Source organism: Lactonifactor longoviformis DSM 17459, assembly GCF_900129135.1.
GTDB lineage: Bacteria > Bacillota > Clostridia > Lachnospirales > Lachnospiraceae > Lactonifactor > Lactonifactor longoviformis.
In genome coordinates, this window is sequence record NZ_FQVI01000018.1 from 25,616 (window position 1) to 42,602 (window position 16,987).

At 44.9% G+C, this 16,987-nt stretch carries 9 protein-coding genes; all 9 read left to right on the forward strand.

The annotated features are described in order from the left end of the window. Nucleotides 1–26: 26 nt before the first annotated feature. Complete coding sequence (locus tag BUA56_RS15090) at nt 27–1,610, forward strand: sugar ABC transporter ATP-binding protein (RefSeq protein WP_072853218.1); 1,584 nt, start codon at nt 27–29, stop codon at nt 1,608–1,610. Next, the gene (locus tag BUA56_RS15095; protein WP_072853220.1) at nt 1,567–2,520 is read left to right on the forward strand and encodes an ABC transporter permease; all 954 of its coding nucleotides are present in this window, start codon (nt 1,567–1,569) and stop codon (nt 2,518–2,520) included. Before BUA56_RS15090 ends, BUA56_RS15095 begins: the two co-directional genes overlap by 44 nt. A gap of 34 nt (nt 2,521–2,554) precedes the next feature. After that, nucleotides 2,555–3,547, forward strand: coding sequence for a substrate-binding domain-containing protein (locus tag BUA56_RS15100; protein ID WP_072853222.1), 993 nt, complete (start codon nt 2,555–2,557; stop codon nt 3,545–3,547). 14 nt (nt 3,548–3,561) lie between these two features. Beyond that, nucleotides 3,562–4,614 (forward strand): zinc-dependent alcohol dehydrogenase, encoded by a 1,053-nt coding sequence (locus tag BUA56_RS15105; RefSeq protein WP_072853223.1) that lies wholly within the window; start codon nt 3,562–3,564, stop codon nt 4,612–4,614. Continuing rightward, nucleotides 4,602–5,588 carry an aldo/keto reductase gene (locus BUA56_RS15110; RefSeq protein ID WP_072853225.1) on the forward strand — a complete coding sequence of 329 codons (987 nt, stop codon included), beginning with the start codon at nt 4,602–4,604 and terminating at the stop codon, nt 5,586–5,588. Before BUA56_RS15105 ends, BUA56_RS15110 begins: the two co-directional genes overlap by 13 nt. Nucleotides 5,589–6,081: 493 nt before the next feature. Then, the gene (locus tag BUA56_RS15115; RefSeq protein ID WP_072853227.1) at nt 6,082–6,972 is read left to right on the forward strand and encodes a SpoIID/LytB domain-containing protein; all 891 of its coding nucleotides are present in this window, start codon (nt 6,082–6,084) and stop codon (nt 6,970–6,972) included. Nucleotides 6,973–7,050: 78 nt separating this feature from the next. Further along, a complete protein-coding gene (locus BUA56_RS15120) occupies nt 7,051–7,845 on the forward strand; it encodes a M23 family metallopeptidase (protein ID WP_072853229.1) in 795 nt (264 codons plus the stop codon). 212 nt (nt 7,846–8,057) lie between these two features. Continuing rightward, on the forward strand, nt 8,058–8,306 hold the full coding sequence (locus BUA56_RS15125) for a GIY-YIG nuclease family protein (RefSeq protein ID WP_072853232.1): 249 nt from the start codon (nt 8,058–8,060) through the stop codon (nt 8,304–8,306). 162 nt (nt 8,307–8,468) lie between these two features. Further along, on the forward strand, nt 8,469–16,987 hold an 8,519-nt coding region (locus tag BUA56_RS15130; protein ID WP_158641013.1), incomplete at its 3' end, for an immunoglobulin-like domain-containing protein.

Genomic DNA, 16,987 nt, shown 5'->3' on the forward strand with positions numbered 1-16,987 from the left:
AGCGATGAGGAAAGGAGTTGTCACAAGTGAAACAAGAAGTAGTTTTGCAGATGGAGGGTATCGACAAATCCTTCGGTAATGTAAAGGTTTTAAATAATGTTTCCTTTGAACTTAAAAGGGGTACTCTGCATGCTTTGATGGGGGAAAATGGGGCCGGAAAATCAACTCTGATGAAAATTCTGAATGGAATCTATAAAAAAGATGCCGGCCGAATTCTTCTGAAAGGGGAAGAGGTAAATATATCTAATCCTAAGGCGGCGCAGGATCTGGGAATATCCATGATTCATCAGGAACTCACATCTCTGCCTGATCTCAGCGTGGCAGCCAATATTTTTTTGGGAAGAGAATATCTGAAAGGGCCGGGAGGAATGTTTGTGGATGAAAAAGAGATGTACCGCCAGGCCGGAATTGCTCTAGAGGGTATCAAAGCCCCTATTGATCCAAGGGCAAACATCAGGTTTTTAAGTGTCGCACAGGCACAGCTTGTTGAAATAGCAAAGGCTATTTCTTGTAAAGCGGATATCATAGTTATGGATGAACCTACCTCTGCCATTACCTCCAGTGAGGTAGAGAACCTGTTCGAAACAATTGAAACATTAAAAAGGCAGGGAAAAGCAATTATATACATCTCTCACAAAATGGACGAAATTTTTCGCATTGCAGATGAGATTACAGTTTTGAGAGACGGCGAGAAAATAGATACCCGTCCCGCTTCTGAGATGAATCATGAGGTGCTGGTGTCTATGATGGTCGGCAGGGAGCTGAATCAACAGTTTTACAAAAGTAAAGTATCTATTGGAGAAGTCGTATTTCAAGTGAAAAATTTTAGCAGGGGGGGGAAGTTCAAAGATATCAGCTTTGACTTGAAAAAGGGAGAGATTCTGGGAATAGCGGGTCTGATGGGGGCTGGAAGGACTGAAGTAGCAGAGGCAGTATTTGGTATCCATCCTCCTGACAGCGGAGAAATAGTTTTAAATGGCCGCAATTATCTTTTTAAAACGCCTAAAGAGGCAATTAGACGGGGACTGGCGTTTGTAACCGAGGACCGTAAGCTGACAGGCCTAAATCTTGTAGCCGATATAAAAGAGAATATAACAATTGCAAATCTAAAAAAATATTGTAAGGCAGGGCAGTTTATTAAAAAGGCTAAGGAGAAAGAGATTGCAGAAGACTACATTAAAAAGCTTTCTATTAAGACACCTTCCTGCACAAAAATGACAGGACAGCTCAGCGGGGGCAACCAGCAGAAAGTAGTACTTGCAAGATGGCTTTCCTGTAATCCGCGGATTATGATACTGGATGAACCTACCAGGGGGATCGATGTAGCAGCAAAATCGGAGATATACAGGCTTATGAGTGAATATGTAGCAGAGGGCAATTCTATTATAATGATTTCCTCTGAACTTCCTGAAATTTTGGGAATGTGCGACAGGGTGCTGGTGATGCACGAAGGTGAAATCACAGGGACTTTCCTTCGGGAGGAAGTGACGCAGGAGGGCATTATGGCCTGCGCCGCAGGCATTCGAAGAAAGGAAATATCTATAGAGCATACGGAAAGGAGACAGCATGAAACAGAATCATACGGTAATGAAATATATAAAGATATTTAAAATATATCTGGTGTTTCTGGCACTTTTTGTCATCATGACATTTGCATCCCCGGCCTTTTTTACAAAGATGAATATCCTTAATCTGTTAAGACAGCTATCTATCAACGGAATAATTGCCACAGGAATGACGTTTGTTATTATTACAGGAGGAATTGATCTGTCAGTTGGATCGATTCTGGCATTATCTTCTATAGTGGCCTGTGACTTTATTCATCCAAATACATATCCGATAATTGTACCTATACTCATTGCACTGACAATCGGTGCAGTGTGCGGCGGAATCAATGGGGTAATTATTGCAAAAGGAAAGGTTCCGGCCTTCATTGTAACTATGGGTATGATGACAATATGCAGAGGAATGACACTTATGTATAACAATGGAAAGGCCATTACAAATTTTGATGCAAGCTTTAAGGTGATTGGTGGGGGAACCCTGCTTTCTATTCCTATACCAATATATATCCTGGTTTTTACTATGCTTGCAGGAGGTGTTTTGCTGGGAAAGATGAGACTGGGAAGATATGTATATGCAGTTGGAGGAAATGAAGCTTCCGCGAAAATATCCGGAATTAATGTAGATCGGATTATTATCTGCGTATATGTGATTGCAGGTATCTTATCTGCCCTGGCTGGAATTGTGCTATCTTCCAGAGTAATTACCGCTACGGCTACAGCAGGGGATGGCTATGAACTGGATGCGATTGCTGCTGTTGTAATCGGAGGCACGAGCCTGAGCGGAGGTGTTGGCAGTGTCGCGGGTACTTTGGCTGGTGTTCTAATTATTGGTGTTCTCAATAATGGGTTGGATCTGCTGAATGTTCCATCTTATTACCAGCAGGTTATTCAGGGTGTGATTATTATTGGTTCTGTTTTTGTAGACCAGTATTTTAAATCTAAAAAGCAAAATTAAACCATAAACGATATTTTAATTTAAGGAGGTTCTTATGAAGAAGCAGAAATTATTTGCAATGGTATGTGTAGCTGTATTGGCATTTTCTACAGTAGGATGCGGTGACAGCGATTCCCCGGATAAGGGAAAAAATGAACAGGCAGCAGAAAGCAGTTCCGGACAAACAGAGGAAAAGGCTGACGGAGAAATTACTATTGCCTGGTCCTGTGCGGATCTGAGTAATCAGTTTCAGGTTACACTGACCGATTCTATCAAGGAAGCTGTATCGGATTTGGGAGCAAAATATCTGGAAGGCGATGGAGCTAATGATGCATCTAAACAAGTATCACAGGTAGAGAATTTTATTACACAGGGGGCAGATCTTATCATGATATCCCCGGCGGACAGTGACGCCTGTGCACCTGCGGTGACAGCAGCCAATGAGGCGGGAATTCCTATTATGATTGTAAACTGTAAGATAGCAAATCAGGAAAATGCAACCTGCTATGTAGGTTCTGATGATACCCAGGCGGGAGAAATGGAGATGGAATATATTGCAGAGCAAATAGGCGGAAAGGGAAATATCGTTGTGCTTCAGGGGTTGGATGGAAGAGATGCAACTGTAAAGCGTACGGAAGGTATAAATTCAGTGTTGGAAAACTATCCGGATATAAAGATTCTGGCGATGCAGCCTGCTGACTGGAGTGTGGAATTGGGCATGAGTACGGTTGAAAACTGGCTTCAGACTATGGAATTCGATGCGGTAGTATCTCAGAATGATGAGATGGCACTGGGTGCTGTACAGGCTTTAAAAGCCAATGGAAAAGAAAATATTCTTGTAATCGGGGTGGATGGCATTGAAGATGGCCTTAAGGCTGTTAAAACAGGGGATATGATAGCGACTGTGCTGCAGGATGCACCATCTATTGCTAAAAAAGCAGGGGAAGTAGCGGAGAAAATTTTAGCTGGAGAAACGGTAGAACCCGAATATATAGTTCCCTTCCAGGTAATTGATAAAAATAATATTGACGAATACTATACAGAATAAAAGGAGGACTGGAAATGAAAGCACTAGTTGTAGAAAAGCCGGGAGTACTTCAGGTACAGGATGTATCTGAGCCCTCCATGGGAGATTATGAAGCGCGCTGCCAAATGCTCTATGGAGCTACCTGTACAGGAACAGACTTGGCGGTTATCGACGGTACCTTTGCATGGGGGAATGTATATCCTTCCATTATCGGTCACGAAAGTATCGGACGGGTGATAGAGGTGGGAAAAAAAGTACGTAATTTTAAAGTAGGGGATTTGGTTGCCAGGGTATACACCAGAGAGACAGAAGGAATGGGTTTAAGCTGGGGAGGAATGTGCGAATATGGCCTGGCTTTGGATCATCAGGCCATGCAGCTGGACGGTTTAGATAAAAGTGAATGGGAGTATTACAGGGTAAATCAGGTCATTCCTGAGGGTATTATCGATCCAATGGACGCTACTATGATAATTACCTGGAGAGAAAATCTGAGTTGGGTAAACAGAATGGGAGTAAAGGAAGGCGACCGGGTTTTAGTTATAGGCTCAGGGGCTAACGGCATTTCTATCGGAGCAATGTGTGCTATCAAGGGAGCTCATGTGATTATGCTTGGCAGTGCATCCAGAAAAGGCAGCGCACTTGGGGCGGGAATGCAGGAATATATAGATTACAGGTCTCAAAAGGACGTGGAAACCCTGATAGAGACTCATAAGGGCCAGACTGACTATATCATTGATGCAACAGGTAAAAAGGAAGCACTTACACCCTATATGACTTGTCTGAAAACAGGAGGCACTGTGGCAGTGTACGGCATGGATGACTATTACAGCTACAGCTTTAATCCCATCCTCGGACCTGTATCATTCCGTTTCTACAACGCCGTTTATGATGAAGCGGAAACTCATCAGGAGGTAATAGAGCTTATCAGATCCGGCAGACTGGATGCCTCTAACTGGCTGGATAAAAATCATATATTTACATGGGAAAATGCCCCTGAGGCGTATGAATATGTAAGAAGCAAAAAGGCAATCAAGTCGGTTATCCGACTATATCAGACAGAGGAGGAGAAAGGACAATGGAGAAAGTAGTTTTAGGCAGAACTGGAATGGAAGTAACGAAGATGTCCCTTGGCGGTTTATTTATGTCAGATTTAGTAGGGGATTTTGAACTATCTAAAAAGGCAACTTTGTTTGCCCTTGCGTCAGGCATTAATTATATTGATACAGCGCCCAGTTATTTTAACAGTGAAACGGTACTTGGAAATATTTTAAAGGATTGGCATGGAGATAAACCGTTTATATCTACCAAAATTGGGATGCCTGCCCCCTTTGATCCTAAATCAAAAAAAGATATCATAGAATCGGTAGAAATAAGTATTGAAAAGTTACATACAGATCACATTGACTTGTTATTTGTTCACGAGCCGGAGAGAAATCTGTATCTGGATTGGTGGGAGGATCCCCTGACTTGTACAGGTCCTGTCATAGATGCCATGGATGAGATGAAGAAAAGCGGTATGATTAAATATACAGGCGTTGGGGGGACTGCTGCGCATGAACTTGCTATGGTATGTGATACAGGAAAATTTGATGTGGTTTTAACGGCATTTAACTATAGTCTATTATGGAGAGAGGCACAGTATGAGATCCTCCCGGCTGCAAAAAAGCACAATATGGGTGTTGTCTGCGGTTCGCCTCTGCAGCAGGGGGCACTGGCTGTGAGAAGAGATGATATAATTGAAAATGGAGCACCCTGGATAAGCCTTCCCAGAAGAAATCAATTTAAAGAGTTATATAAACTCTTGGATGATACGGGGATGGATATCATCGAAATGAGCATGCGATTTGTAATTTCTAATCCAATTGTGAGCTGTGTCCTGACCGGTTCCAGATCAGAAGAGGAATTTATCAGCAATTACAAATCTGTAGAAAAAGGACCATTGCCAAAGGATATTCTGGAGCGGTTAGATGAGATTTATAATATGGTACCATTCAGGCCGAGTTTGGAACCATATATCCTTCCTTGGGGGAACGAGAGAAGGGATTTAGGGGAACTTGTTTAATTAGTTGTAGGAAAGACTGCTGCTGAACGGATGATGCTGTTTGGCAGTTTATTCAAAACATTGAGCCACCAAGAGTGCTAAACAAGCAGAGGAAAAGTGTACCACTCACGACCATCCCCGCCCGTTTTTCGTGAATGTGAAGTGAGTCTCTGCCAGGTCAAGGGAGGAGGTCTTGGGGCCTGGTAAGGGAGGGTACTGCTTCTATCTGCGCAGACTACGGAGTGCGTCCGAAGATCCACTGCCAGCGGTCACTTAGGAGCGAAGGCTCTCCTGAGCTTCTTAGTGAACGGCTAAGCAGTTAGCAGAGGAGAAGCGCAGTAGCAAACAGATAGAAGCAGTACCCTCCCTTACCAGGCCCCAAGACCTCCTCTCTTGACCGTCCGTCTGCTATGCTCCTCCCCCGCCTGTATAACCTCAAACTACATACACAAAACTATCATTTAAGACAAACATTCTCTCATATAGTATGTAAGAACACATCTTTGGATATGATATGAAAGAAAATATCAAGCTTATCATAAGTTTACTGCTGATCCTTCTTCTCCTCCCCTTATTAATTACCGCTCTCATCTCGGGGAGAGAGGCATGTCCTATAATAAAAGAAGTGGAGGTGGAAGACTACCTCCCGGCTATTGTGGCCATGGAAATTCCATGGAACTATTCGAAAGAGGCGCTCAAAGCGCAGGCCATAGTATCCCGCAGCAACCTCTATACACAATTAGAGGAAGGTGCTGTTTCCGGAGAAGTAAAACATGCGGTGGATCAGTTAAAAGAAAATAAAATGAATGATGATTTCCTGGAACGTTTTCAAAACTACCAGGAGGCGGTACAGGAGACAGAAGGGCAGGTTCTCTGTAATCAGGGGAAGCTTACGGATATTCCCTATTGCAGATTGAGCGGGGGAAAGACCAGGGACGGAAAAGAGGTTCTGGGTGATTCTTATGCGTATGTGCCTTCTGTAGATACCGGCAATGACATTGACAGTGAGGATTATTTAAAAGGTTTTTATTTTACTTCTGAAGAAATAGAAGAAAAGCTGAAAACGAAATACCCGGGATTTGCATGGGGGGAATCGGAAGAGGAACCTGTAAAAATCATAAAAACAGACAGTACGGATTATGTCCTGGAGATTCAGGTGGGAAACCAGGAATTCCAGGGTGAGGAGCTGAGAGATGCTCTGGGTCTGACATCCTCCTGCTTTACGGTGCAGGATCTGGGGGAAAAGATTCGGTTTCTGTGCAAGGGCATCGGCCATGGAATGGGAATGAGTCAGTATACCGCAGATCAGATGGGAAAAGAGGGAAAGAATTATAAGGAAATTATTACATATTTTTTCCCGGATTTGGAAATTCAGGATGTAAAAACAGTTATTGGTCAGAATTAAGAAAATAATGAATACTTTCACATATTCTGGAAACCCTATAGTTACAACAATTGACTATAAGTTGAGGTGAAGAATATGATGAACAGTAAAAAAATGATTCGTATTGTTGTTAGCAGTGTACTGTTGGTAGCTATTGTTGCCACCTGTGTGGGTGTTTATAAGACAGGGAGTACCAATACGAAGAAGGAACAGAGTTTAGCGGAAGAAACAAAAGACACAGACGGAGAAGAACTGGCGGCAAATGACAGCCAGGATATGCAGGAAGAGGAAAGCCAGGAATCCGGTACAGAGAATGTAGAAGGAACAAAAGAAGTAGAGGACCAGCCGGACCAGAATACACCGGAGGCTGAGGATGCGCAGGCAGACCAGAATACACAGGAGAATCCGGATGCACAGGACAATGCAGCAAATGAAAGTGCAGCCACAGAAAATGTAGAGGCAGAAGCTCCGGAAATTAATTTTTCTGAGTCTTCTCTTATGGAGTGGCCGTTAAATGGGGATGTATTATTGGATTACAGCATGGACAAAACTGTCTATTTCCCAACATTAAACGAGTATAAATACAATCCTGCAATTGTTATTTCATCAGACGTAAATGCACCGGTTCTGGCAGCAGCCAACGGCCAGGTATTGTCTATTACAACCAATGAAGAGACAGGTACTACCCTTACCATGGATATGGGAAATGGTTACCAGGCTGTCTATGGACAGTTAAAGGAAGTTCCGTATGAAGAGGGGGATACCGTGGCAAGCGGTTCCGTTATCGGATACATCAGTGAACCAACTAAATACTACAGCGTAGAAGGAAGCAATCTTTACTTCGAGATGACAAAAGACGGAACACCAATTGATCCTGTAATGTATTTGCCTTAGGATTTGCACAGGATTGGATAAATAGAGTATAATATACTATGTGAGCAATCATATACCAATATTAGCAGCCGGTTTTTCACAGCTTTACTATTTATTGTTTGTTTTTTGGGTAGAGTACCTTTTTCTCCTCCGGTTGCTTTATATAAATCTGATAGATTTTGCAGACAGTTTGTTTGCAAAATCTTACATATACATAGTATAGGAGCAGTACCATGAATTATACGTATATTCTTAGGTGTGAAGACGGAACCCTCTACACGGGATGGACAAACAATCTGGAAAAAAGAGTGGCGGATCACAATGCGGGAAAAGGTGCAAAATATACCAGGACCAGGCGTCCGGTAGAACTTGTTTACGTGGAAGAATTCTCCACAAAAGAAGAGGCAATGAGCAGGGAATATGCCATAAAACGGCTGAAGCGGACGGACAAGCTAAAATTGCTGCATGCAAAAAATGCATAAGAAAACACACTTATTCCATAAAATATCCAACAAAGTTCATAAAAACAATATAAAAAATAAAAGAGCGAAAAATATCCAACAAAGTGGATAAAAAACATCATTTAATCACCCTCCATACAACTTTTATAATAGAAATATTATAAAGAAAAAGGAGGAAATTGAATGAAGAAGAGTAAAGTCAAACGTATTATTGCACTATTGCTGACCTTCGCTCTGGTACTGGGAAGTATACCGGCAGATATGCTGGGAACTGTTCTGGAAGTAAAAGCGGAGCCTGAAAAGACTCCGCTTTTGCATTATGACTTCTCGGGAACATCGGCCGAAGACGGCCAGTTGATCCAGGATGTCTCAGGGAACGGCAACGATGGTGTCATCAGGGGAAATCGTGCACAGATTTCCAACGGTACTCTAACCCTTCCGGGCGGCGCTAACGGGAGCGATGCCGCATACGTGGAACTGCCGGAGGGGATGTTTGACGGAAAGGATACCCTGACCATTTCCCTGTGGCTGAAAAACGATACCGGCAAGGGAAATTATGCAGCTATGTTTTTCGGCAGCAAGGAACTTGTAAACGGCATGCCCCTTCACTACTGGATCTTAAATCCGTGTAATCTGGAGCAGGGGGCAATGAAGACTGCTCTTACAGACGAGGTGGCACAGGATGGAATGCCATATCTCCATGAAGCCGGTTTTACCACAAACGAGGCTTCTACCGGGGAAAGAATACTGGGACCCGCTACTGACAGCAGCTGGGGTCTTTACACCACGGTTATTACTGCAGATACACTTACCGGATACTATAACGGAGAAAACATGGGTACGGTAAGCTTGCGAAGAAGCGCCAGTGATTTTGGCAGTGATCTGGTATCTTACATTGGAAAATCTCTGTATCCGGACAAACTTTACAAGGGCGGAGTCAGAGATGTCAAAGTATATACCGACGAACTGACAGACGATGAGGTACAGGCAGAGTACGATCAGGGTATCGTAAACCTGGATGCCTCTGAGCTGACGATGGGAGGACTGGATGCTGTTGTTGAGGATCTGGTGCTTCAGGATGCAGGGAATTACGGCTCTTCTATCACCTGGGAGACCAGTGATGCAGCTGTAGTAGAGGCAGACGGTACCATACACAGGGCTCCTTCTGAGGAGGGGGACAAATCTGCGGTGCTTACTGCCACCATTTCATATGGAACTCTCGGCGCAAGTACGACAAAAGAATTTCCTGTTACCGTAAAGGCACAGGCAGAGCTTACGAAAGAGGAAAGCCTTCTGCTTCACTATGAGTTTGCCGACGGAGCGGCGACAGAAGGAAGTACTGTTGCGGATACTTCAGGTAATGGGAACGATGGTACAATTCATGGGAAAAACGCTGGCATAGCCGATGGAACATTAACCCTTCCGGGCGGTGCCAATGGTTCAGGCGCAGCCTATGTACAGATGCCAACAGGGATGTTTGACGGGCGGAATACCCTGACAATCTCCTTCTGGCTGAAAAACGAGACAAAAAATGGGGATTACGCTGCTATGTTTTTCGGAACTACAGAAAATTATCCCAGACAGTACTGGCTGTTTAATCCCTGCAACCCCGCAGGACTTATGAAATCTGTTGTTACTAACGGCAACGACAGCGGCGCACCCTGGTCCACAGAGTACGGGATATCTCCAACAAATGCCGCTCAGGGAATTGCTGGACCCGCTACAGGGGAAGGCTGGACCTATTACTCCACGGTAATCACTAAAGATTCTATTACAGGATATCATAATGGCGTAAAGGTGGGCACGGTAGAGACCAACAGGCCTGTTTCTCAGTTCGGAAGCAATCTGGTGGGATATATCGGAAGGTCTTCCTATCCGGATAAATATTATAAGGGCGGCGTTAAGGACGTAAGAGTATATACGAAGGCCTTAACAGAGGATGAAATTATAGAAGACTACAGTGATACTGCAGATGAATCGGTTATCCTGGAGATGCTCAATAAGGATAAGGCAGCATTAACCCTTCCAACAACCGAAATCAGAGGGGATATCACCCTTCCTGATGCGGGATCTGTGTATCAGTCTTCCATTACGTGGGAATCTGATAAAACGGAGTATATTACAAATGACGGGAAGGTAAACAGGCCGCAAGACCAGGATGTGGATGTAACTCTGACAGCTACTTTGACATTAAAGGGGCAATCCGTAACAAAAGAGTTTCCGCTTACCGTAAAGTACAATAATCCTGAGGGAGATCTGGTGGCAGCAGTAAAAGATCTTTCTATCGGAACGTACTACGTAACAAAGGATCTTACTCTGCCTGCAGCTGCCGCCAATGGTGCTACGGTTACATGGACCTCGGACAGCCCGGAATATATTGGTAATGACGGTAAGGTTACAAGACCGGAAGACGGTGATAAGAATGTTACTCTTAAGGCGGAAATTACCCTGGGCGGAGTAACTGCACATAAAGATTTTCCGGCAGTAGTCCTTCAGAAACCTTACGGATACCTGCTTTCTTATACAGGATCAAAAGACAAAAAAGGTTTTTCAGATACCAGCAGTGAGAATAAAGCGGCCCTTGCAAACAGTCTGCATATGGGATACAGCCAGGACGGCAGCACCTACAGCGCTCTGAATTACGATTCCGGTATCTGTTTTACGGATAATAAGGATGCTCTCAACGGTATTTTATCCCCGTATCTTTTCAGAAAAGCAGACGGAAGCTATGCATTTGCAGCGACCAATAATAATAACTACAGCTACATATATGTATTTGACTCAGAAGATCTGCTTCTTTTTAACAACGAATCGAAATTAGATCTGAATACGGATAAGAAGGTTTTGGAACCGGTCTGTGAGTGGGATGGTGAGAAATATATCATTACCTGGACAGACGGAGAGAAAACCTATCAGAACACATCCGCAGATCTGCAGACAGCCTCTGCTCCCGTTGAGATACAGGGGAGAGATAAGGATAGTGTTGAGGCTGCCATACCGGACGGAGCCAATGCCGGCAACGTGCTGGAGGTAAATCAGGAGGAATATGAAAGAGTAGTCAAGAAACTGGCCCCTGTTGTGAACACAGGTATCAGCAGTCTGCCATCTTCCGTGACCGTACAGGCGGAAGAGGGTAAATTACCGGATACCGTTCAGTCTGTGGACGCGTCCTACAGTGACGGATCCAATGCAGAGATCCCTGTAACCTGGGATGATTCCAGCGTAAACTATAAACAGGATGGAACCTATACCGTAACAGGTAAGGTGGGGTATCCTGAATATGATAATCCGTTTATTGAGTCCAAGGCGGATCCGTGGATCACGAAAGGGGATGACGGGTATTACTATTTTACGGCATCTTATCCAATGAACGGCGGCGGTGATTCCAACGGGTACAGCCGTGTGACTCTGCGCAGAGCTAAAACCATCAAAGGCCTGCAGACAGCGGAAGAGGTCTCTATCTGGAACTGGAGCGCTGCAGAGGGCGTATACCGTTATATCTGGGCACCTGAGATTCACCAGATAAACGGCAGATGGTATGTATTCTTTACAGGAAGTGTAGAGAAGAATAACCCATTTGGCATTCGTCCCCATATCCTTGTATGCAAAGAGGGCGGCAATCCAATGGATCCTGCATCCTGGAGCGTGCAGAGAATGGAAGCATCTAATGGAGATGCATTGTCATTTACAAACTTTTCACTGGATATGACACACTTTGAGGCGGGCGGACAGCACTATGTAATCTGGGCACAAACCATTGGGAATTCCAGTCTGCTGATCGCAACTATAGACCCGGATGAACCGTGGAAACTGACTTCAGAGCCGCAGGTGCTTACCGTTCCGGAGTACGCCTGGGAGCGCATCCGCTATAACGTGGATGAGGGTCCCTCTGTATTAAAACGGGATGGAAAAGTGTATATGTGCTTCTCAGCCGCAGGTACCGGAGCTGAATATTGTATCGGTATGATGACGGCAGATGAAAATGCGGATCTTCTGAATCTGGATAACTGGACAAAGACACCATACCCCGTATTGAATTCAGCGGATGTGGAAGGAGAATACGGGCCGGGGCACAACTCATTTACTACAGATGAGTACGGCAATGATATTTTTGTGTACCATGCCAGATCTACAACAACCGTAAACGGAGATCCTCTGCATGATCCCGGACGTCATGCCAGAATCAAGACGGTACACTGGGCAGCCGACGGAACACCGATTCTGAAAATGACCGAGGATCAGGCTGTGGATCCTCAGTATCAGGAAGTAACCATGACCGTTAAGATTGAGGGAAATCAGGAAGAGCCGGATCCTGACATTATTGCCAAATATGATTTCAGCGATGGCGTAAAGGATGTATCAGGACATGGCAATAATGGTAAAATAGTAGGAAATGTTACCGTCCAGGATGGCGTTCTCACCCTTCCGGGTGCTACTGCCAGCCAGAATACAAATTATGTGGAACTTCCGGGCAGTATGTTTGCAGGCCAGAATACATTGACTGTGGACCTGTGGGTAAAGAATGAGTTAGATCCGAATAATTACGCGGCTATGTTCTTTGGGACAAAGGAGGATCTGCCGGTCAGCTACTGGCTGCTCAATCCGTCCAACCCGGCCGGGAATATGAAAACGGTATTTACCAATACGGTTAATGCAAAAGAACCTTATATGACAGAGGTGGGTATCTCACCCTCAGACAGTACAAAAGGGATTGCAGGACCATCCACAAAGTCTCTGAAGGGCCAGTGGGTAAAATATACTACGGTAATTACGGAAGACAGCATTACGGGCTATATGAATGGAGAAAAGATAGGAACTGTGGCGTTAGACCGAACAGTAAGCGATTTTGGTTCGGATCTGGCAGCGTATCTGGGCAAATCATCTTATCCGGATCCTATTTTTAAAGGCTCCTTCAAAGATATTACGATCTACAATAAAGTACTGACAGATGAGGAAATTGAAAAGAGCTACCTTGAAGGGCTGTCCGACGAGGAATCTGTCCGCCGTGCAGCAGAAGAATATGTGATAGAAGGCATTGACAATGGAATTATTACCGGAGATCTGGGGCTTCTTACAAGGGATGACAAATATAATGTAGGAATCAAATGGGTCAGCGGTAATCCTATCTATGTTACCAATGCGGGTAAAGTAGTAGGAAATGTAAAAGAAAAAACTAAAATAAAGGTTACAGCTACCTTCAGCAAGGGAGAGGCCAGCCTGGAAAAAGAATATGAGGCTTATCTGCTTCCTGCAGGGACAACCGATTATTCTATGGACATTGACGGAAATAATATCGGGGTTGATATCAACGATCGTCTGGTAGGCTTATTCTTTGAAGACATCAATAATTCCGCAGACGGCGGCTTAAATCCTGAAATGGTTAAGAACAATTCCTTTGAGAATTACCGCTATGACGGGGAACGCAGAGTCAATGATTACAAGAATATGTGGAACTGCGACGCAGCAGACAGGTTTGCAGTTGCCTCTGAGAATCCTCTGAACGGGAACAACCCGAATTATGCGGTGCTTACAGGAGATTTGACACTTACAAACAATGGATATACGCCTATTAACTCTCTGGGTACACCTTCTATGGCAGTAAAAGAAGGGGTGGATATGAACTTCTCTGTATTTACAAAAGCAGATCCATCCTACGCCGGAGTAATGAAGGTGAAACTCCAGAACGCGGCAGGCGAGGCACTGACGGATGAAATCACAGTTGAGCCCGCTAAGACAGGCGAGTGGACAAAGGTTACCGGAAAACTTACCGGCAAAGCAACAGAAAAGGGCCAGCTGGTATTCAAAGTAGAGGGAGCAGGAGAGGGTGCGCTCAGTGTGGACATGATCTCTGTCAGCCCCCAGGATACATTTGGATACGGGGACACCAATTATGGACACGGTGCAGGTCTGAGAGCTGACCTGGTGCAGAAGATTGCAGACATCAATCCTGGATTTATCCGTTTCCCGGGCGGCTGTATCATTGAGGGCGCTTACGAGTGGGATACCTACTATGACTGGGAGAACACCATTGGGCCTCTGGAGGAAAGGAAACAGATTCCTAACCTTTGGGGCAATGATGCGACCTACGGTTACATGCAGTCCTATGGATTCGGATATCATGAAATCCTCTCCCTCTGTGAAGAGATTGGTGCAGAAGCGTATCCAATCTTAAATGCAGGTGTACTCTGCCAGGCAAGAAGCAACAATATACCGGCAGCAACCGGAGAACTCTTAGATCAGTTTGTAAAGGATGCAACGGATCTGCTGGATTACTGCTGGGGCGATCCCGCCACCAATGAAATGGCAGCCAAACGTGCACAGAACGGGCATGAAGAAACCTTTGACCTGAAATACGTGGGCATTGGAAATGAGAACTGGGATGACAAATACTTTAAGAACTTTGACATTATTTATGACAGAGTCATGGAATACAAAGAGGCCAATTATCCGGATCGGGAACTGACCGTAATTGCAGCTTCCGGAACAGCCGCAGATGATGGAAACAATCAGAAGGCATGGAACTGGCTGAAGCAAAATCATGAAGGTGATAACATCCTGGTGGATGAACATTACTATGTAGGTACTAATTTCTCACAGAGACAGGACGATCGTTATGACTACTTCTTAAGAGAAGAGGAAGGCGGACTTCCCGTATTTCTGGGAGAATATGCCACAAGGCTTGGCGTGGCAAACAGTCTGGAATCAGCATTGTCAGATGCAGCTTATATGACCGGTATTGAGAGAAACAGCGATATTGTAAAGAATGTATCCTATGCACCTCTGTTTAACAAAATGGGCAGCACCAACTGGCAGACTGACCTCATCTGGTTTGATGAGTATAACAGCATCGGATCTATCAACTACTATGTGCAGCAGATGTTCTCCAAGTACACAGGGGATCAGACGATAAAGGCGCTTCTTGACAGACAGGGAGAACGGTATACGGTGAATACAGGAAGCCCGGTACTGGCTACCTACGCAACAAAAGGGTATGTGGAAAGCGTTAAGGTTACCAGAGAAGACGGGACAGTACTTCTGGACGAGACATTTGAGGATGACAGTGAAACACTGGATCTCTGGGAGAAATTCCCCGGATCGGGCGGCAGCTTTGAGATCAAGGATGGAAAACTCTACCTGTCCCAGGCATCTGGCACCAATGGGGTATGGATTCCCAGTGTAGTAAACGATCCTGAATGGTATGACTATAAGGTAGAAGCCGTTGTAGTAAAAGAATCCGGCAATGAAGGATTTATGGTAGGCGCAGGAGCCACCAGCGGCAGTGACTACTATTGGTATAACATGGGTGGGTGGTCAGACAGCAGAAATGTTGTACAGAGGTCACGTACTAATTCAGACGGCAATGTAATCTCCAACGATCATGAATGGTACAATTCCAGTTACTATTCATCGCCTGGATATACGAAGTTCCCAGTAAATGAAGCGGTAACTGTAAGCTTTAATTATGGAATTAACGACCGTCTGGAAGCTGGCTATACCTCAGCAAGTGTGACACGCTATGCAGAGGATTACAGTATGAACTTAAGGCCATACCATAACGACATCTACAACACTGTCTCCAAAGACGATGACTATGTATATGTAAAATTGGTCAACACAGAGAGCGGCAATAAGCAGATCACCTTAAATCTGTCTAATTTGAATATCACAGGCAGCGAGGCGTCTGTTATATCTCTGAAGGGCGACAGTTTGAATGCAGTAAATACTATGGACAATGAGGGCATTACGCCTCAGAAATCTTCCGTTTCTATTGCTGGAAGTAAAGTGGTTTATAAGGTACCTGGATATTCAGTAAATGTGATTATGATTCCGCTGAGCGGTCAGGGACCTGTGGATCCGGTTGAAATCAAGATTAATCCTTCCCAGGCAGAAGTGGCTGAGGGTGACAGTGTTGCTCTTACCGCAACCGGAAATTATGAGGGAAGCCTCACATGGAGTTCCTCTGATGATGCTATTGCCACTGTAGATCAGAACGGCAAGGTGACAGGGGTGAAAGAAGGAACAGTGACCATTTCAGCTGCCGACAGCAAGGGGAACAAGGGAACCGCAGAGGTTACTGTTACAAAAGAGCCGGAGAAGCCCGTGGAAATCAAACTGGATCCTGCAAAGGCAATTGTACCTGCTGCAAGCAGCCTTACAATCACAGCGACCGGAAATTATGAGGGAAGCCTGACATGGAGTTCTTCTAATGAAAAAGTTGCGGCTGTGGATCAGAATGGCAAGGTAACGGGAATCAAAGAGGGCAAAGCGATTATCACTGCAGCTGACAGCAAGGGAAATAAGGGTTCAGCTGAAGTAACGGTTACCAAAAAGCTGCAGCCTCACTGGGTGGCAGAGAACGGAAAGTGGAAGTATGACAACGGAGACGGAACCTTTGCCGTGGAATGCTGGAAACAGATTCGCGGTCAGTGGTATTATTTTGACGGTGACGGCTACATGAAGACCGGTTGGCTCTTTACTGGAGGCCAGTGGTATTATCTGAACAGAGATGGTATTATGGAAACCGGATGGGTCTATGTGGGAAGTACCTGGTACTATCTGAAGGATAACGGGGCTATGGCGACGGGCTGGCTGCAGGATGGCAGCACCTGGTATTACCTGAAGAGCAGCGGAGCGATGGCAACGGGCTGGTTGCAGGACGGAAAGACCTGGTACTACCTGAAGAGCAGCGGAGCGATGGCAAC